The sequence below is a fragment of the Spiroplasma endosymbiont of Melanargia galathea genome (assembly GCF_964031075.1).
Classification (GTDB): Bacteria; Bacillota_I; Bacilli_A; order Mycoplasmatales; family Mycoplasmataceae; genus Spiroplasma_A; species Spiroplasma_A apis.
The window spans coordinates 828,482-848,654 of sequence record NZ_OZ035000.1 but is presented as its reverse complement, the minus strand read 5'-3'; the positions used below and the strand labels follow the sequence as shown (position 1 = coordinate 848,654).

15 protein-coding genes and 5 tRNA genes are annotated in these 20,173 nt (G+C 28.0%); 18 read left to right on the top strand and 2 right to left on the bottom strand.

The genetic code is table 4. From position 1 onward, the window contains the following. Nucleotides 1–94 precede the first annotated feature (94 nt). From ileS to AAHM92_RS03805, 5 genes are read left to right on the top strand one after another with little or no spacing between them, the layout of a single operon-like run. Nucleotides 95–2,803 carry an isoleucine--tRNA ligase gene (gene ileS / locus AAHM92_RS03825; protein ID WP_500223122.1) on the top strand — a complete coding sequence of 903 codons (2,709 nt, stop codon included), beginning with the start codon at nucleotides 95–97 and terminating at the stop codon, nucleotides 2,801–2,803. 11 nt (nucleotides 2,804–2,814) lie between these two features. Next, entirely contained in the window at nucleotides 2,815–3,558 is a 744-nt protein-coding gene (gene lspA / locus AAHM92_RS03820) for a signal peptidase II (protein WP_500222105.1), read from the top strand. A gap of 1 nt (nucleotide 3,559) precedes the next feature. Continuing rightward, the gene (locus tag AAHM92_RS03815) at nucleotides 3,560–4,474 is read left to right on the top strand and encodes an RluA family pseudouridine synthase (RefSeq protein WP_023789799.1); all 915 of its coding nucleotides are present in this window, start codon (nucleotides 3,560–3,562) and stop codon (nucleotides 4,472–4,474) included. A 9-nt stretch (nucleotides 4,475–4,483) separates the two neighbouring features. Next, nucleotides 4,484–5,803, top strand: a complete 1,320-nt coding sequence (locus tag AAHM92_RS03810; protein WP_500222103.1) for a hypothetical protein — start codon at nucleotides 4,484–4,486, stop codon at nucleotides 5,801–5,803. 13 nt (nucleotides 5,804–5,816) lie between these two features. Continuing rightward, complete coding sequence (locus AAHM92_RS03805; protein ID WP_500222101.1) at nucleotides 5,817–6,290, top strand: deoxycytidylate deaminase; 474 nt, start codon at nucleotides 5,817–5,819, stop codon at nucleotides 6,288–6,290. Between the two features lie 67 nt (nucleotides 6,291–6,357). Here the strand turns inward: AAHM92_RS03805 and rnhC are convergent, their stop codons facing one another. Together rnhC and AAHM92_RS03795 are read right to left on the bottom strand one after the other, a co-directional pair. Continuing rightward, nucleotides 6,358–7,014 carry a ribonuclease HIII gene (gene rnhC / locus AAHM92_RS03800; RefSeq protein ID WP_500222100.1) on the bottom strand — a complete coding sequence of 219 codons (657 nt, stop codon included), beginning with the start codon at nucleotides 7,012–7,014 and terminating at the stop codon, nucleotides 6,358–6,360. Beyond that, nucleotides 6,989–7,264 (bottom strand): DUF3378 domain-containing protein, encoded by a 276-nt coding sequence (locus AAHM92_RS03795; RefSeq protein WP_500222098.1) that lies wholly within the window; start codon nucleotides 7,262–7,264, stop codon nucleotides 6,989–6,991. Before AAHM92_RS03795 ends, rnhC begins: the two co-directional genes overlap by 26 nt. A gap of 108 nt (nucleotides 7,265–7,372) precedes the next feature. On the opposite strand from AAHM92_RS03795, the gene AAHM92_RS03790 reads away from it, so the two are divergent. The 13 genes from AAHM92_RS03790 to AAHM92_RS03730 all read left to right on the top strand — a co-directional run bounded on the left by AAHM92_RS03790 (nucleotide 7,373) and on the right by AAHM92_RS03730 (nucleotide 18,549). After that, nucleotides 7,373–8,908 carry a CvpA family protein gene (locus AAHM92_RS03790; protein WP_500222097.1) on the top strand — a complete coding sequence of 512 codons (1,536 nt, stop codon included), beginning with the start codon at nucleotides 7,373–7,375 and terminating at the stop codon, nucleotides 8,906–8,908. After that, nucleotides 8,901–9,221, top strand: a complete 321-nt coding sequence (locus tag AAHM92_RS03785) for a holo-ACP synthase (protein WP_500222095.1) — start codon at nucleotides 8,901–8,903, stop codon at nucleotides 9,219–9,221. Before AAHM92_RS03790 ends, AAHM92_RS03785 begins: the two co-directional genes overlap by 8 nt. A 33-nt stretch (nucleotides 9,222–9,254) precedes the next feature. Then, nucleotides 9,255–10,124, top strand: a complete 870-nt coding sequence (locus AAHM92_RS03780; protein WP_500222093.1) for a thymidylate synthase — start codon at nucleotides 9,255–9,257, stop codon at nucleotides 10,122–10,124. Further along, nucleotides 10,124–10,594 carry a dihydrofolate reductase gene (locus AAHM92_RS03775; protein ID WP_023789784.1) on the top strand — a complete coding sequence of 157 codons (471 nt, stop codon included), beginning with the start codon at nucleotides 10,124–10,126 and terminating at the stop codon, nucleotides 10,592–10,594. The genes AAHM92_RS03780 and AAHM92_RS03775 overlap by 1 nt, the downstream gene beginning before the upstream one ends. A gap of 3 nt (nucleotides 10,595–10,597) precedes the next feature. Further along, nucleotides 10,598–11,485, top strand: coding sequence for a lysophospholipid acyltransferase family protein (locus AAHM92_RS03770; RefSeq protein WP_500222091.1), 888 nt, complete (start codon nucleotides 10,598–10,600; stop codon nucleotides 11,483–11,485). A gap of 37 nt (nucleotides 11,486–11,522) precedes the next feature. Continuing rightward, on the top strand, nucleotides 11,523–12,833 hold the full coding sequence (locus tag AAHM92_RS03765; RefSeq protein WP_500222090.1) for a thymidine phosphorylase: 1,311 nt from the start codon (nucleotides 11,523–11,525) through the stop codon (nucleotides 12,831–12,833). A 308-nt stretch (nucleotides 12,834–13,141) separates the two neighbouring features. Continuing rightward, nucleotides 13,142–15,244 (top strand): MOLPALP family lipoprotein, encoded by a 2,103-nt coding sequence (locus AAHM92_RS03760; protein WP_500222088.1) that lies wholly within the window; start codon nucleotides 13,142–13,144, stop codon nucleotides 15,242–15,244. Between the two features lie 658 nt (nucleotides 15,245–15,902). Beyond that, nucleotides 15,903–15,978: transfer RNA gene (locus tag AAHM92_RS03755), tRNA-Thr, on the top strand. 11 nt (nucleotides 15,979–15,989) lie between these two features. Further along, nucleotides 15,990–16,073, top strand: a tRNA-Tyr gene (locus AAHM92_RS03750). A gap of 12 nt (nucleotides 16,074–16,085) precedes the next feature. Then, nucleotides 16,086–16,160 (top strand) — tRNA-Gln (locus AAHM92_RS03745). Nucleotides 16,161–16,172: 12 nt separating this feature from the next. Continuing rightward, nucleotides 16,173–16,248: transfer RNA gene (locus AAHM92_RS03740), tRNA-Lys, on the top strand. Nucleotides 16,249–16,262: 14 nt separating this feature from the next. Continuing rightward, nucleotides 16,263–16,351, top strand: a tRNA-Leu gene (locus tag AAHM92_RS03735). Nucleotides 16,352–16,893: 542 nt separating this feature from the next. Further along, complete coding sequence (locus AAHM92_RS03730; RefSeq protein ID WP_500222087.1) at nucleotides 16,894–18,549, top strand: lipoprotein; 1,656 nt, start codon at nucleotides 16,894–16,896, stop codon at nucleotides 18,547–18,549. Nucleotides 18,550–20,173: the final 1,624 nt, after the last annotated feature.

Sequence of the window (20,173 nt, the reverse complement as noted above, 5' to 3'; positions counted from 1 at the left end):
AAAAAGATATGTAATTTTTTTTACATAACTAAGGATGGTACCGCGATCAAACGCTCCTTTATAAGGGCGTTTTTTTTATATGAAAGGATTTATTATGCAAAAAAATTATAAAGACACATTATTAATCTATCAAACAGATTTCGAGATGAAAGCAGATTTAAATAAAAAGGAACCATTAATGGAAAATAAATGGTTGGAAGAAAATATTTACAATAAAAAAATAGCAAGCAACAAAGATAAACCTTTGTTTGTTTTACATGATGGACCGCCATATGCTAATGGAGATATTCACGTTGGTCACTCATTAAATAAAATTTTGAAAGATTTCATCGTGCGTTGAAAAAATAGTAGTGGATATAATTCACCATATATAATGGGTTGAGACACACATGGTTTGCCAATTGAAACTGCAATCACTAAACAAGGTGTCGATAGAAAAGCAATTAGACCAACAGAATTTAGAGATTTATGTAAGAGTTATGCACTAGATCAAGTGAAAAATCAATCAGAACAATTCAGAAGATTAGGTATATTCACTGATTATTATAAAAAATATATTACTTTGACTCAAGATTATGAAATTAGTCAACTTCACCTATTCTTAAAAATGATAGAAAAGGGATTAATATATAGAGATTTAAAGCCAATTTATTGGTCACCATCTAGTGAATCGGCACTTGCAGAAGCAGAAATCGAATATGCAGAAGTTAGGTCACCTTCAATTTACGTTGGGGTTCCTATAATAAATAATCCTGAATTTAATAATGTAAATGCAATAATTTGAACAACAACTCCATGAACAATACCAGCCAATCAGTTAATTGCTGTTGGAGAAGATATGGAATATGTTGTTATTACGTCAGATGCGTCAGATAAAAAATATCTTTTAGCAAAAGACTTACTTTCTCGGGTGTCAGAATCAGTTGGTTGAGAAAACGTAACCATATTAAAAACTTTAAAAGGAGCAGAATTAGTTGATCTTGAATATAAACATCCTTGATATGATAAAAAAACCGGGAAAATTGTTATTGGACATCACGTTACAGCCGAATCTGGTTCTGGTCTAGTTCATATAGCTGGTGGTTTTGGACAAGACGACTTTGAAATTGTCTCAAAACACAATATCAAAGCATTTGCCCCAATAGATGATCAAGGAAAGTTTGACATCACTGTTGATGATGAAAGACTTGAAGGTTTATTTTACGAAGATGCTAATAAAGTTATCGGATTAGAGTTAGAAAATAAAGGCTATTTATTAAAACTAAAATTTTTAAAACACTCATACCCACATGACTGAAGAACAAAAAAACCAGTTATTTATCGTGCTACAAACCAATGGTTTGTAGGTTTGGATGCAGTTAAAAAAGAAATAGACAACGTTATTGTTAATAATGTTGTTACTTATCCTGAATGATCTAAGGAAAGATTGAGAAACATCGTTAAAGATAGAAATGATTGGACAATAAGTAGACAAAGATTATGAGGAGTACCTATTATCGCATTCTACGATGAAAAAAAACAACCTCAACTAGATAAAGAAATAATTAAATATGCAATTAATGTGATTGAAGAAAAAGGAACTAATTCTTGATTTGAGTTAAGTGCTGATGAATTTTTGCCTGAAGAGTATCGTAACAAAGGGTGAACAAAAGAAAAAGATATTTTAGATGTTTGGTTCGATTCTGGTTCATCAAATATTGCTTTAGAAGAAAACTTTGGTTTAAAAAGACCATTCGATGTTTATTTAGAAGGTAATGACCAATACCGTGGTTGATTTAATTCATCAATAATTAACTCAGTTATTTATGATGGAAAACCAGCATATAAAACTTTATTAACTCATGGTATGACAAATGATGAAAAAGGTAAAAAAATGTCTAAATCAATTGGTAATACTATTAATCCGATTGATATTGCAAATGATTTAGGAGCAGATATTTTAAGATTATGAGTGTTCTCAACAGACTTTACAGATGATCAAAAAATAGGGAAGGATATTCTAAAACAAATTTCAGAATCATACAGAAAAATAAGAAATACCTTAAGATTCCTACTTTCTAATCTAGTTGATTTCAATCCAATGACAGATGGAGCAAAAACCTTAAAAGAGGTCGATAATTTTGCTTTACACAATCTTGCAGTATTCAAACAAAAGGTCTCAGAATCATTTGAAAAATTCAATTTCAACAATGCATATAAGTTAATCAATAATTATGTCGCAAATGATTTGTCTGCATTTTACTTAGACTTTATAAAAGATATTATTTATGTCGAAAAAAGAGACTCTTTAAGAAGACGACAAGTACAAACAGTTATGTACGAACAATTATGAGTTTTAATCGATGTTTTAAGACCAGTTTTACCTCATACTATTGAAGAAGTTTATAAAAATATAAAAAACATCACTTTGCTGGAATCTGTTCATTTATTAGATCTAAGAGTACAAGATTTCATGATGAAAGATGATTTTGTTGAAAAATGAAAAACAGTTTTAAAACTTCGTGACGATGTAAATGAAGCATTAGAAAAAGCTAGAAATGAAAAAATAATAAAAAAAGGATTTGAAGCAGAATTGACTATAAAATTAAAGAAAGATTATGATTTTATAAAACAAATTGATGATTTAAATCAAATCTTAATTGTTAACTCAATCATCTTTGAAGAATCTTTAAGTGATGTTAACTCTAGGGTTGCTGAAGTTAGTGTGAAATTAAAAGAAGGATTAAAATGTGAACGTTGTTGAGCAATATTTGATAATCTTAAAGAAGATATCTGTGAACGCTGTTATGACGTACTTAATTAAGGTGGTATTTTATGAAAAACTTAAAATTAATTCTTAAAACATATGATTATAACGCTAGATATAAACTTCTTTGATGTCTACCATTATTTTTAAGTCTAATATTTTTTGATTGAATAACAAAAGCTTTGATAGTAAAGAATTTTAGTTATGGTCAAGAAGGTAAATTGATACCTGGATTTATAAAAATGGAGTATATCATTAACCCGGGAGCAGCTTTGGGAATGAATTCTGACAATCCAACCCTAGCGATTGCATTAGCAGCATTAGTAACTATAATATTAATAGGTATTTTTGTATTTGTTAACAATAAATTTTGGACACAATCAATAAATGTTATGTTAGCTGGAAGTTTTGCTAATCTACTGGGTAGGGCTTGAGCTCCAAACGTTAGAGATATTAGTGGTGGAGTAGTTGATTTTTTAAAATGAGATTTCCAATTATTAGGATCTGACACATACATATTTAATCTTGCTGATTTATTTGTAAATATTTCAATCGGAATGTTGATTCTTTCGTTAATTATTTTTTCAGTTCAACAAGTGAAAGAAATCTTTTACAAGAAAAATCAACAAAAATATGATTTTTATCTTGAAACTAAAGATAAGCTTCACAAGTTAGAAAAATCTTATATTCATTCTATAAAGAAACAAACCATAAAAAATAGATATGATTTATGAAAAACTTATCTAAAAGATAAAAAAGTAATAAAAACAAATTGAAAAATTAGAAGCAAAGAAATGAACAAGGAGAGTTAAAATGAAATCAATAAGATTGGTGTTAACAAATAATGAAGGTAGATTAGACAAGTTCTTAACAGATAGACTTAAAGATAGTTATAATTTTTCGCGAAGTTATATTCAAAAACTAATAGATGAAGGTTACATAAAGGTTAATGATAATGAAGTAACTCCAAAATATAATCTACTAGAAAATGATGAGATATATGTCGAATTAAAAGCACCAACAGAATTAGATGCTAAACCACAAAAAATTGATTTCAAAATAGTTTATGAGGATGATGATTTAATTGTAGTTGACAAACCAAATAATTTGGTTGTACATCCTGCGGCTGGAAATCCTGATGGTACATTAGTTAATGGTCTACTATATAAGCTGGAAAAACTATCTTCTATTGGGGGAGTTTTAAGGCCTGGAATTGTCCATCGTCTTGATAAAATGACAACAGGTTTGATGATTGTTGCTAAAAATGACAAAACACATAGAGCATTAACAGAAATGTTAGCAAAAAATAAAATCCATAAAGAGTATTTGGCACTCGTACACGGAGTTGTTGAACCAAATACGGGACTTATTGATGCTCCTATCGGGAGACAAAAACATGATCGTAAAAAAATGACTGTAACTGATTTAAATTCAAAAAATGCTCGAACACATTTCACTGTTATGAAACGTTTCAAAAAACATACATTATTAAAGTGTGTTATCGAAACTGGGAGAACCCATCAAATAAGGGTACATATGAATTATATAAAACACCCTGTTTTAGGAGACCCGCTTTATGCTTATAAAGAAGACGAAAAAATGGAGTTTGGACAATACTTGCATTCTCACAACTTAAGCTTTGAGCATCCGATATCAAAAAAAAATATCAGTCTAAATAGTGATTTACCAAAAGAATTTAATGATAAACTTAAAGAGTTAGAAGAATAGGTGTAAAATATGAACGCAAATCTTAGTGAATTAAAACTAAACTTGGTACACTTTTTAATTAAAGTTGAAAAATATAAGGCTTTACCTAAATACAGTAATGAGAATATTTCTTATTTAGTTAATCCTAAAAATAAGTTCCAAATTGTATGTGTTACTATTGGTAACCCTGTAACATCAGACAAAAATTTAGAAGAAATAAAAAATACAGTTAAGTCTGCTAAAAGAGAAAAATTAAATACTTTGATCATTGCCTTAACTTCAAATTTAGAGATATCGCTTGTTGATGGAACTTTAATAGATGTTGACTCTTTAGAAACTATTAAAACTAAATTAAGTAATCATTTCCCAAGAATAAATAGTCTTGTTATTGAAAAAAACGAAGTTTCTCCAGAAATCGATGAAGAAGAATTATTAGCCTCATTAAAAAATCCTTCAGAATCTAGTAATATTAAGTTAAAAAATCTAGCTGCAAGAATGACAACTAATAGTGCGCTGTCAATTTTGTTGGGTGCAATGTTTATAATTTTACCAATTGTTACTTATATAATGTGAACTATGTTAAGTATGAGAAATCCAAATACTCCTTTAAAATCTGATGCAGTTGCCTCACTTTTCTTTGGTGCTACAAATAGATCTTTAACAGTTATTGGACAACAATATTGAAGAATATTCACATATGGTTTTACAGCTAATAATGGTGGATTGTTGAAAGCCATAATAGAAGTATTTATTATTGGTTCTTTATCCTTGAAACTATCTAAATACACAGAAGGTGTTCTGGGAACACTGAAATTTGCATCAATTACATTAATAACCTATGTTCTTGCTGGATTATTTGTATCAGTCATGATACCTTTTGGTCAATTTAATGGTGTATTAGGTTTCACGGCCTCAACAATTGCAGCTTTAGGTGTTACAACTTGAGATAAGAAAAACGACACCGTTATTATTTTCTCTAAAAATAGAATTATTATGCCGCTTCTTATAATGATTGCATATTCATTATTTTTTAAAACAACAAACGAAATAATATTAATAGTTACTGCATCAGGTATTTCTGGAGCTTTAACTATGTTGATGACTTATAATTATAAAAATCTTGATAGATACTTTGTTATGCCAGTTGTAATGATTGCTGGATTCGTAATCATTCCAATTATTTTCCTATTTTTACCATATTCTTCTTTAGCAGAAGACCGTGATTCAATTAATGCTATGGGAGCTTATATACAATACAATACTTTTAGTGTTGAGCAAGCTAATCGCTTTTTAGGACTAAATAAATGAAGATTGTATTTCAATGCTAACGGAAACTTAGTACGTTTTTAATTAGGAGGTTATAATGATAAGTAAAAGAAAGAACTATATCGATTGAGATACATATTTTTTGGCAATGGTTCAGTTAAATGCTATGCGAAGCAAAGATCCAGAAACACAAGTAGGTTGTGTAATTGTCAATAATTTAAATATTGTCATTTCAACTGGTTACAATGGACTACCTAGGGGACTAGATGATAATAATTATCCTTGAGATCGTAATGGTGACTGAGAAAATACTAAATATCCATACATAGTTCACGCAGAATTAAACGCTATCCTTTCTTCACAAAGAAGTGTTGATGGATGCACATTGTATACCTCTTTATTTCCATGTAATGAATGTTCTAAAAGTATAATTCAGTCAGGAATCAAAAAAATCATATATTCATCTGACAAATATTGCGATACAACTGAAAATTTAGTATCAAAAAGAATGTTAAATGATGCAAATGTAATTTTGGAATATAAAGAAGCTGTAGTATTAGAGTTAAAATAATAAAATAAAAATTAATACAAATAAATCCATACTTTGAAGTATGGATTTATTTGTATTTATGAGACATTTATTTTATTTTGTCATTGAAATGTAACTTAATAAAATTTTTTACATCATTTGGCAAGATGGTTTTATAATTGTTAACTAATGTCTTGACACTATTACCAGCCCCCAAAGGTAGGTTAATGTTATATTTCTTACTTAGGGTTTCAATTGCGGTCAAAAAATGATATCTAGCAATTATGCTGGCACAAGCAACAGCAATGACTTTATCTTCTGCTTTAGTGTAAAATTCAATATTTTTTATAATATTAGTATTTTGGTCCTCGAGATAAGAAAAATACTTTTCTTTATTAACAAATTGGTCCATTATTATTTTGTCATAGTCGATTTCAGTGTATTCTAAAAATTGATTTAAACATTTGTTGTGTGCTATTGCTTTTAATTTATGTGTATTTTGGTATTTATCGTAAAGATGATTATATTCCTGATTATCCATTATATAAAATGAATGTTTTATATTTTCAAGTAATAATGGATAAATTCGGTAAATATCGTTATCAGTTAACTTCTTAGAGTCTTTTATTTTAGAGGAAACGGTAGGCTCTAACTTGGCAAAGTCCTTAGGAACTAATGCACAACAAACAACAAGTGGACCAAAAAAGTCACCAACTCCCACTTCATCACAACCAATAACACTAATATCATTGAAACTTTCAATCACTAAATGTTCTTTTTTTTTGACTGTTTACTGTGTTATTGTAAGGTAAATTGAATTTAATAGCATACTTTTGTCAATTTGAAGACTGTATCAATATAGTATTATTTGTATAGATGCTTATAACATCATTATTAGAAAGTCTAATAAGGTATTTTATATAAGGATTTTTACTTTGTTCAATGTAATTGTCATATTCTTTAGTGATACTATTGATGATTGTTAGGCTAACATTTTTTCAAGATTTGTTATTCACAATTGTACTCCTTAAAATCTACCTTAATATTATACTATTGCTTTTTATGTTCTATTTCACAAATAAAAGTTGGTATAATCTTTTTAGTAAATAAAGGAGCGCTTCTTGATGATATTTAATATTGGGCCATGATGACTTTTTGATATCTTAGCGTTAGCAATAATTATATCAACTACAGCTTTCGGTGCAAAACGAGGGTTTTTCGTTTCTTTTTATATCTTGCTTGTTGAACTTGTTGCAATTGTTTTAATGATGTTTATTCCAACAATAATAACTAATTCAATTAATAAAACGGTTGTGAATTTTTTAGCCTCAAAAGGATTGGCTTCTGCATTTGAATCAATGTCTGATAGTATAAAAGACGTTTTGTTGAATTTATTCAAAACCATGGGTATTACTAGTGATCTAAATTTTGATTCTCAAGGCCTAGGCTATGAGTTTTTTACTGTTTGTGTTGCTTGTGTTCTTTATTTAATTTTAACAATATTGACATTTATTTTAGTCAATCTTATTGGTCTATTCTTATTTATAGCTGTTAAAAAAAGAATTAGACGTTTAAAAATAATTGGTTCAGCAGACACAATGTTAGGGGCTGTTAATGGGTTTGCAATAGGAATGACATTTTCTTTAATATTTACAACACTTTTATCGAATCCATTCATAGCAACTGAAACACAAACTCTTGGAAGATTGAATTTTAATGAAATGAGTGAAAAAGAACAAGCGGATTGGACAAAAGACGGTAATTCATTTAATAGATATGCAATTAGTAGAAAAATCTCAACTGAGATTCCTTATTTGAATTTTTCATCTATAGTTTATACTAATCAATGTATTCAAAAATATATGATTAAACCTTTAACAACTATTGCTAATCAAAAGATGGAATCTATGGATACCTCGACTTTGAAACCAGTTTTTAAAGAATTTGAGGAACTGATGGTAAATGGATACACTAGTGACAATCCTTTAACTGCTCCAATTTCAGCTTGTATAAATCTTATGCCCGAAGACAGTAAAAGTGTATTTAGAATTACAAGTGAATTATTACTTATGGGAATTCAAGCATTTGTTACCAACACAGCAAAAACAACTGTTAATAGTTATGAGCTCATTAATAGTTTAGAAGATTTTAAAGCAGAAAAAAGTATAGAAACAAAACTTCAATGAGTAACACCAGAAGTATTAAAAGATTTTTATGATTGAAGCAAGCAAAAATCAGACGCATCACAAAATGAAACTAATCCTTTTATAAAAATCGCTAACAATATAGACAATATAGATAATGCAACTGATGACAGTGAAAGACGAGCACTTTCAAAAGTTTTGAGAAATCCTGTTAAGACATATAGTTTTATGAGAAACATTTACTACGTAAATCAGACAACAACAAAAAACATGGAAACATTCCCATTCTTAGCTTCATTATATTCTTCCAACTTCTTTATAAAAGGTATGGAGTTTGTACCGACTGGTGGTTTATTGACACAAAAATTAGGTCAAATTGAAAACTGAGACAATTTAAATCCAAATGCATTGATGGTTTTAGGAGGATCTAAAAATCCGGATATTGCTAAAAAAAATTATAATGGATTTTGAATAAATAAATACTTTGCGTATGCAGATTTGGGTGAGAATGATTAAAGTTGGTATAGATATTATAGAAATAAATCGTGTTTCTATCGAAGAACGTCTCATAAAAAGAATACTTCACACCGAAGAAATCGAGTTGTTAAATGCAATTGAAGACCATCAACGTAAACTACAATTTTTAGCGGGTCGATGAGCCGTTAAAGAAGCTATCTTTAAAGCAATTGATATAGACATAGCACCACATAACATCAATGTAAGTTATTTAAATAACAAGCCAATAGTAAAAAATGATCAATTAGAAGACATTCAAATATCTATATCACATGAAAGAAACTATGCTGTGGCAATTGCAATAAAACCATAATATCAATATATAATTATTTACAGTGAGGTGTTTATGAAACAATATCTAGAATTAGTAAAAACTATCTTAGAAAAAGGCGAAACAAGAATGGACCGTACTAGTACTGGAACTATTTCATTGTTCGGTACACAAACAAGATATGATCTTAGGGAAGGTTTCCCTCTTTTAACAACTAAAAAAGTGTTTTTTAAAGGAATAGTACATGAAATTCTTTGATTTATAAAAGGAGATACCAATATAAAATACTTAGTCGATAACGGGGTAGGGATTTGAAACGAATGACCATTCGAAATTTATAAAAAATCTTTTGATTACAAAGGGGAAACTTTGAACGAATTCGTGGAAAAAATAAAAAATAGCGATGAGTTTGCAAAAAAACACGGAGATTTAGGTCCAGTATATGGAAAACAATGAAGAAACTTCGAAGGAGTTGACCAATTTACTAATTTGATAAATGATCTAAAAAATAACCCTTATTCTAGAAGACACATTGTAAGTGCTTGAAATCCTTCTGAAGTACCTTTTATGGCTTTGCCACCATGTCATTCTTTATTTCAATTTTATGTATCAAGTGATGGCTATTTAGACTTACAACTATATCAAAGAAGTGGAGACATTTTTCTAGGTGTTCCTTTTAACATAGCTAGTTATTCTTTGTTGTTAACATTAGTTGCATTAGAATGTAATTATAAACCTAGATACTTTATTCATACAATCGGAGATGCTCATATATACTCTAACCACTTGGAGCAGATTAATTTACAATTATCTAGAGAACCCAAAACATTACCAAAATTAAAAATTAACTTCAATAATAAAACAATTTTTGATGTTACTTATGATGATATCACTTTAGAAGGATATGAAAGTCATCCACCAATTAAAGGAGCTGTTGCAGTATAATGATTACTTTGATTTGAGCACAAGACGAAAAAGGAGTAATTGGTTTAAACAATAGACTACCTTGAAATATAAAGTCAGAAATGCAATTCTTTGTTAACTACACAAAGAATAAAAAAGTATTAATGGGGCGTAATACATGAGAGTCTTTAAGATTAAAACCACTCCCTAACAGAACAAACTATGTTGTAACATCTCGAGTTATTGATTTGAAGCACCCCGATCTAATAATAATCAATGATTTTGAAAACTTTCTAAATTCTTATAAAAATAGCTCAGAAGAACTTATAATTATTGGTGGAAAGCAAATTTACGATTTTAGCTTAAAGTTTGCAAATAAACTTGTTGTTAGTGTTGTTAAAGGCCTTTATGAAGGGGATACTTTTGCACCTCAAATCAATGATAAAGAATTTACATTAACAGAAACCATATATAACGATGAGTTCGAAGTTAAAATATATACGAGGAATTAAAAAATGGAAAAGAAAAATGAATTAAATGCAAATGAAGTAGCGGTCTCTGACCAAAAGCAATTACAAGTTAGAGAAGAAAGAAAAGAAAGAGAAATTGTTTCTAAATGAAGAATCTTTTTTAGTGCTTGAACGATATGAAGAACTGTAAAAAAAGCTAAAAAAATGACAAAAAAAATAAAAACAGACCCTAACATGTATTCTGAGGAGTATCGTTATAATTGAGTCAAGAAAAAAATCAGAAAAGTTCTAAAGATTGCAAATGTTAACATTTCAGTATTTGGTATTGATAATTGATTGGATAGAGGAATAGTTTTAGCACCAAATCACCAATCAAATTTAGACCCAATTCTTTTATTAGCAATTAATGATTATTCATTGCAACAACCTGTTGCATTTATCGCAAAAGAAGAATTATGAACAAAAAAAATATTTAAGCATTTTATGAACTTAACTGATAACATTTCATTAAATCGTGATAGTCCTAGAAGCGCCTTACAAGCTATGAAGGAAGGTAAGGAACTTATCAACCAATATAAAAGAACTGTTGTAGTTTTCCCTGAGGGTACAAGAAGTGCCAAACAAGAAATGAACGAATTCCTTGGGGCAAGCATGAAAATTGCTCAAATGGCATATGCACCAATTGTTCCAGTAACAATTATTGATTCTTGCAAACTATTTGATAAAAATAGGCCAAAAAAAATAGAAGTTAAGGTAATTTTTGGTAAACCAATGATGCCTGAAAAATTTATTTCAATTAAAACAGAATTATTAACTAAAAATGTTCAAAAAGAAGTTCAAAAAAATATGGATAAATACATAAATTTTGATCCAAAAGCAAATGGCTTAGTTCCTAAAAAAGTGGACAAAAAAAATAAATGTAGCTTTTATTAATATTTATCAATCTTATAGATTGGAATAGGTGAACGTAATGAGCTTTGTTAAGATCATTGAAAAGAAAAAAAATAAGATAGAACTATCAAAAGAAGAAATAACATGATTAGTAAGTTCATTTACTAATGGCTCTTTAAAAGATTATCAAATGTCTGCGTTTAATATGGCGGTTTGATTTAATTCAATGACTAAAAATGAAATATCATATTTTACACAAGCTATGGTTAATTCTGGAGTAACTTATAATTTAGAAGGTGTAAATGGGCCAACTGCCGATAAACATTCAACTGGTGGTGTTGGAGACAAGACTAGTTTAATTTTTGCACCGCTAGTAGCTGCATTTGGGGTAAAAGTTGCCAAATTATCAGGAAGAGGCTTAGGGCAAACTGGTGGAACAATTGATAAACTTGAAAGTTGTCCTGGTTGAACTGGTGAAATAAGTGAAAGCAAGTTCAAACAAATTTTAAACGAAGTTGGACTTTCGATTATGAGTCAATCCGAAGATATTGTACCCGCTGATAAAAAAATATATGCATTAAGAGATGTTTCTGGTTCTGTGGATTCAATACCTTTAATAGCTTCAAGCATCATGTCTAAAAAACTGGTAATACCAGCTGACAAGATTATTTTAGATGTTAAAGTAGGAAGCGGAGCATTTATGAAAACAGTCGATGACGCTATTGAGTTGTCAAAGACTATGATTAATATTGGCCTATCTCATAAAAGAGATGTAACTGCTATGATTACAAATATGAATCGTCCTTTAGGAAGGGCTATTGGAAACGCTTTAGAAGTAAGAGAAGCGTGGAATACACTTAATGGTAGCGGACCTTCGGATTTGATAGAATTGTGCGTTAAAGCAGCCAGCATAACGCTTGTAGAGTCTGAGATATTTGAAAATCTTAATTTAGCTGAACAAGAAATAATGAAAGTATTGAAATCTGGTAAAGCAGCCAACTTGTTAAAACAATTTATAATAGCGCAAGGTGGAGATTTCTCGGTTATCGAAAATTACGATAAAAATTTTAAAACAGCCCATACTATCGAAATACGTTCTCCTAAAAAAGGTTATATTAATTTCAAATCCGCTGAATCATTAGGCCTTTTATCAATGGAATTAGGTGCGGGTAGAAAAACTAAAAATGACAAGATAGATTTCGCTTCTGGCATATATCTAAATAAAACAACAGATGATTATGTAGAAGAAAACGAAGTCGTTATGACATTATTTACAAACAAAGACAATTTAGAGAGTTTTACATTACAAGCTCAGGCTGTAATAGATATTTTACCTCAACCAATAAAAGAACCATTAATCCTTAAAATAATGAACAAACACGACATTTAGCATCGTGTTTTTTAATATGTTTTTTTGAAATCAATTATCGATTTTCAATTAGTACTAAAAAATTACCACCATATTTATTTTTAAAATTTTTTCAATATTCTCAAATTTGTTTTACATTTTCTTACACTCGTACTTTATAATGTAAAATTAAAAAAATCAAGGAGGTGTGTTGATTTTAAAATGTTGTCGGTGAATAAGAATATAAATAAACAAATTTGATTAACAAACCTTTTTAGTAATACTTTTACTATATATTCCAGTTAGTCATTTTTACTAAGATAAAAAAATATAAGGAGAGACAAAAAAATATGAAAAGATTATTAAGTTTAATCGGAGCAATCAGTATTGGTGCTTCGACGAGTGCAACAGTTGTTGCATGTGGCGCTAAAAATACTCAATTAATAGACTCAAATAACGAACAATATAAAAGCGTAATCACATCAAAATTAATGTCACAAACGGCAAAAGCTTTATTTATGAATCAAAATGAAAACATCGATTACAATAATAAGCACATAAGTACTTCTTCGATATTAACCTCACTTGTACAAAATAAAACATTGAGCGAGTTAGATATCACAGAAGTAGGAAATTCAAATGATATAAATGTAAATAGTAAGTTTAATGATGTTTATAATACTTACTTTGATAAAAACTTGATGGCAAAAGAGTTAAACTTGTCAGATAATATTTACCAAAGTGGTGTCAAAGCTCTAGATAATGAAACTATTGAGTCATTGAAGAAAGTTACAGATCTTTTACCAACAATATTAAATTTATGCACAAATCCTTCTAGTTTAGGTCAATTGCTTTTAATGTTAGCAAAAGACCCTTCATTTATTACAAATTTAATTTCAGAAGATACTTTAAAATCATTGGCAAAAGTACTTGATAATGATACTCTAAAATTATTTGAGAAAGCTTTTAGCAGCAATATTTATAAAGACATGACATATCAAGATTCACTTGATTCTAGTGTTATTGGATTAGCAAACGCTGTAAACAATCTATTTTCGATTGAAGGTTTTGATACATTAAAGTATGATACAAAAGATGATATAAATTCAAATTATGATAAAGCAATAGATTCACTTGCTAATAATATTTCTTATCTACTGAGTGGTGAAAAAACAATTAGTTTTGACATAACTAAGAATATTAAAGCTATACCTGAAGTTATTAGATTTGTAAGAACTTTATTATTGCCGCTTGATCAATTCAAGTTTGAAGATATTACATCCAGAGCAATGACCTTAAACGAGGTTGGTGCCATGAGGGATACAAAAATTGTTTCTAACAAAATAGATATAAAGAATATTTTTAACATATTAAATGCTTTATCAACTGATAATGAAGGCTTCATCTTAAAAAATATAGTAAACTTTCTTTTAGGAACTGACGACAAATTAAATATTAGTTACATGGATGCAATATTTGGAACTGTAAAATATAAAGGAAACAAAAAAGGCGGTTTAATCAAATTAGTTTCTAAATTTGTTGAAAAACTTAATAAAGCAGACTTCGTAGAATTCTCTGTTGTTGCGGGACTAAAAGTCAAAATTTCAATTGATTTTATTATAAGAGCATTTTTAAATATGGGTCTAGGGCAAAATAAGGATGATAACGGTTTAACTAGTTATGTTGAAGATGGTACAATCACCGCTGATACATTATTAGGTGTTGAAGCTCTACCAGATTTCTTAAAAAATGTTATAAAAGCCGTAAACGAAAACAATGACTGAAATAAGTTTGCCTTAAATTGAGTTGGGTATTTATGAAATAATGATAATAAACACTTAAATTTAAGTTTAAAGAGTTATTTAGACAAAACTGTTGGTGAGTTAGTAGAGATGTTTCAAAATCAACCAACAGATAAAGCATTAGGATTTGATCACGTAACAAATAATGCATTAGATATGATTTTTAATAAGAAATTGTCAGATATTTTCAAAGATTTAAAAGATTCTACAGAAAAAGTTGAAAAATCTACAGTTGATTTCGATACCTTAGCAAGTTTATTTAAAAGTATGTATGAAAATGATGCCTTACAAAATGCTCTTAACGATGTTAACCATTTATTTAAACATCTAGGACTAAATGATGATGGAAGTTTTGTAGAGTCATCAGTGTTAAGTAATGTAATCAAAATGGGTGCAGAGAATAAAGATTGATTAACTCCTCTAATTGGTTGTCTTGATAACTATATAAATGAAGAAACCACTAATTTAAGCACCATTAAAGAAAAAGTTTACCAATATTTTAAAAAGCTAACTGTTGATATTGAAATAAATGCAGAGAATGATTTTATTTATAAGGTATCAGATGGGAAAATTACTAACATATTTAATATAAAGTTGAAAACAACCAACTCTAAAGCACAAATAAGTGAAATAAGATTACTAAAAAACTAGTCATCATTAATGACTAATAAATGTAACTGAATACTCATTGAACATTAATATGTTTAATGAGTATTATGTTTTGTGAAATACTCATTAATTTAAACTGTTTTTAAAACTTTTAAAGTTTAAAACAACTTGATACCACTTTATGGGGCTTCAAACCAATCACAAACAAAAAAGCCTAGAATCACATCTTCTGAGTTTGTTTTTGGTTGTTTATGACCCTTATATGAAGCAAAAACACTATCTTTGTTTAGTGATAATGAGTCTAAACTATTGATCAATAGATTATTTATTACAAGTAAGTAATTTTTATAAATATTATTTAGAAAATAATCACTCTTTATTGATATTTTGAACAAAATAAAATATAATTAAAAATGTCTGGAACAGGTTTAAATATAGCCCATGTTGTTTATTTAGCCCTATCAAATAAGCATTTTTATAAATTTAATTATAATAATAGACTTGTTTTGGATTAAATCTTTTAAAAGTGCTCCGCCCAGAGTACTTTTTATTTTCTTTACTTACAAGTTACAATTTTTTAGTCAATGTATATAAAAGATGATTATTCATTTTTTTAAAAATTAATTAAAATTTATTGACATAATGACTTATTATTTTGTATAATTGAAAAGGTTCTTATCTTTAAGAATTATCAGAAGACGCTGACTTAGCTCAGTTGGTAGAGCAATTGACTAGTAATCAATAGGTCGAAGGTTCGACTCCTTTAGTCAGCACCACTTATTATCTTGGGGAGATAGCGAAGTGGCTAAACGCGGGTGGCTGTAAACCATCTCCTTTCGGTTCGGCGGTTCGAATCCGTCTCTCCCCACCATTTTTTTATTATTGGGCTATAGCCAAGCGGTAAGGCAAAGGACTTTGACTCCTTCATGCGCCGGTTCGAATCCTGCTAGCCCAGCCATTTTATCAATACGTCTCGTTAGCTCAGTCGGTAGAGCAACTGGCTTTTAACCAGTGGGTCATAAGTTCAAGTCTTATACGGGACACCATTTTTTATTAATACCCCCGGGTGGCGGAAGTGGTAGACGCACTGGACTTAAAATCCAGCGATTTTAAACGGTCGTGCCGGTTCAAGTCCGGCCCCGGGGACCATTTATAGGACTTGATAAGACACATGTGTGTCTTTTTTTGTTTTCTAGTTTTGAGTATTTATAATAATCATACTAGTAAGCACGGAGAATATTTTTTTAATAAAACGGAAAATATTTTAAAAAAAGTTACTGAAAAGAGTAACTTTTTTCTTTTAATAAATATAAAATACTTTATGTCAATAATGTGATTTTAAAAGACATTATTATGAAGAGAGGTGTAATGTTAAAGTAAGATGATTGTTTTATAGTTGAAAAAAGTAATTTTTTTATAGGTCTAAAAATTACTTTTAAAATTTATAAAAAGTGTTTTATATAAAATCTTGTTTAAAATTTTTTTAATAATTAACTAATTTGACTTTAATATAATCAATTAACTATAGTTAAATAATTTCCGTTTTTTTTAAACTATATTAATTTGTCATTTAGTTATTTTTTTAATAATAATTTTATTGATCATAATATCTATATTAAATAATAAATATATTAATTTTATTAATGTGAATAAGGACTGATTTTAATTAGTCCTTATAAAAGGAGAGTATAATGAAAAAATTAATAGGATTATTAGCATCAATAGGACTTATTTCATCTACTGGTTCAGCTGTAATTGCATGTGGTGGTACAAAGAATAAGTCCGAGGAAAAACCAACAACACCCACAGAAAATTTAGGAACAGTTAAAACTGATATCAATGAAATAACAAGTAAATCTCAAAAAGTTAAGATAACTGTCAATTTAAAAGATACTTTAGCACCAAATCAAGAACTATCTCTATTTTCTGACTTAGGTGATAAATCTATATTAGAACTACCCAAAAAGCTTTCTAAAACTTTTCTCGATAAAAAAGTTTATACAGGTACAATTAAAGTTAAAGATCTTGGTATTGTAACTGAAAAATTATCTGTTAAGATTGGTGATAAACTAGTTGGATCAGAAGTTTCAATAAAAATTAATATAATAGGAGATGTAAATCTTTCTTCTACAAAAATTGCAAGTAGTTCTGATGAAGTAACTTTAAAAGTTGAATTATCTTCAGCTTTGGCTGGTAATGAATCTTTAGAAGTTATTTCTGATAAAGGAGATAAATCTCTTTTAAAACTAAGTAAATTTGTAAAAAATGAAAAAGACCCGAAATTTTATACAAGTATCATCAAATTAAGTAAAAACGTTGATGGTACAACTACAGAAATGTTAACAGTTAAAAAGGGGGACAAATTAGTTGGAAAAGCTACTCCTATAGAAATAATGCCGGTTGGAGAAGTAACTCTTAATAGCAAAATCATTACTAGTATAAAACAAAAAGTAGATATTACAGTTAAAATAAATAAAACCTTAAATGAAACAGATAAAATAGTTGTATCTTCTGATAAAGGTACTGAGTCAGTTCTTCAAATTTCTGAGTTTACAAAAGTAGGTAGCTATTTTAAAGGTACTATTAGTTTGAAAAACTTAAAAGATGTGCCATTTACTACTGAAAAGTTAACTTTTAAACTTGGAAATGATAATATCGGACCTGGATTTACTATAGATATTAAGCATTTTGGAGAAACATATGCTTCAAAAGTCATTTTTAATAAAAAAGATGATACCAGTAAAATAGAAGTTATGTTAAACAAACCCTTAGGGGAGGGCGAAAAGTTATATATATCAAAGTCTAAAGAATCAAACTTCAATGTTACTAATTTAGTAATGGATCCAAAAGATAATAAAAAATATACTTTAGATGTATCGATTAAACCAGAAGCAATTGGTTATGGTCCTTTTGACACACCCGCAACAGAGTTTATAAGTATAGTAATTAATAAAGACAACAAATCTGGTGTTGTAGGTTTACCTTTACCATTTGTTTTTGATTATCATAATGTTGAGATTTCAATGCTTTCTGACTTTTTAAAAGATGTTAAGTTAAGTCAAAGTGTAGATCTAAAAAGTCAAAAACAAATTAAAGATGATTTCATAAGTTATGTTAATAAATTGGTAGAGAGTTATAGTTCTTTTGCGCCTGTCTTAAAAAAACTGGATATAAATAAACTTGTTAATGAAACAGTTAAAATTGAATATTTTAATGATAAGAAAGAACTAGCAAAAGATAATATTGATACAGTAAGGTCATTTACTTTTGAAATTATAAAGGGTAAAGAAGACTCATTAAAAGGATTACATTTAACAGGTAAAGCAGAGGCATATGTAAGTAAATAAATATGATATTAATGATCTATCTAATATTAATGACTTTAATAGAGAAAACCCCATAAAAAATTTTAAAAATATAGAATAAATTGAAAAAAGTCTTATCTTAATAAACTAGGAAATAAATTCTACACTAGAAAAAGGTGTAGTTTTTTTATTTCATAAAATTTAACAATTGTTCAATGATTAAAAATAATAAAAGTTTAAAAAAATCGAAAATGAGAGTTGTTAAACTGGAATATAGAATTATAAAAGTAAAAACTATAAGAATTTTATTTGAAACTCGAAAAAAATTACAAGAGATACTAAATTAAAAGATAATCTTGGTATGAACGTTTTGATTAGAAAAAAGAATAGGAAAGGGATAAAAAAAAGATGATTTTAATATACAATGAATAATCGTTGATTTGAATAAAAAACATAAAAGATAAATAATAGAGATTAAAAATAAAGAACTTTGTTTAATAAAATACAATATCTAAACATAGCATTAAAAGTAATATTATTTTAATGCATAGGGCAATTTTTCACCAAAAAGCAATGTTAGAAATTGTAAATATAACCATTCAAAGGTGTGATTGAATATATTTAAGTGATTCAAAATTGATCTATGGAATTAGAAAAATAATTATTATTTGAGACAAAAATGATTTGATATAAAGGACAGAACCCTAAGATACTATCTAAAAAGATAAGGATTTATTGTTAAAGTAAGAGTTAAAAAAAAGGTAAGCAAGAATCAAAAAACGCTAACATTAAGTGTAAATATTTAATAAGTGTGACTATAATACTAAAAACGACAATATTGTAGCAATTGATGTTTCTTATATTCGTGGTTTGGTAGAAGGAAATAATTACTATTCATAAGTAGTTATTAGTCATAAGACTAACAAGAGAAGATTGACTCTTATTACAAAAAAATGCATGTTACACTTAATAAAATAAGCAAAACAAATTTTATATTGGACTTAGATCACGGTTATTGATACTCAATTTAGGAAGTAATAAATTTAGTAAAAAAAATAATAGTAAAATGTTAATAAGCTCAGTAAACAAATCATTATGAAATAGAGAAATAATATATTTCTTTGTATTGTCTAAAAGGTGAATGTTTAAATTATATGAATACATACGTAATGAAGTTCAACGACATAAAGGGGTACAAAAATTGTTTTAATAACAAAAGAATAAAAAAAAGTATTATATTCAAAAACGCCAGCTATCGCCAGCGTTGATATTTAATAACCGTAGAGTTTATATTCTTAGCTTATAAAGATGTTTTAAAAAATAATAATTGACATTTTAAAAAAAGTATTTTAAGTATTTTTAATAAATATTTTTAGACAAAATCAATTAAAAAAGAATATTAAAGCATTACAATAATTTTTTTCTAAAGTATTTTCTTGTCCTATTTTTATTGATACATTCACGCTAAATAATATATCATCTATATTATATTTTGAAGGTTTTTACTTTATATTAGATATTCAAATTAAACACTTCTAGGTTTTTTTTATTTTAAAAATTTCGTGATCTAACATGGATTCTTTCACTTTTGTTTCTAAATCTAATTTGATTTTTCTAGAACTTGTGCTTGATTTGTATAAGTTTCTAAACCTACTAGTTGGTATGC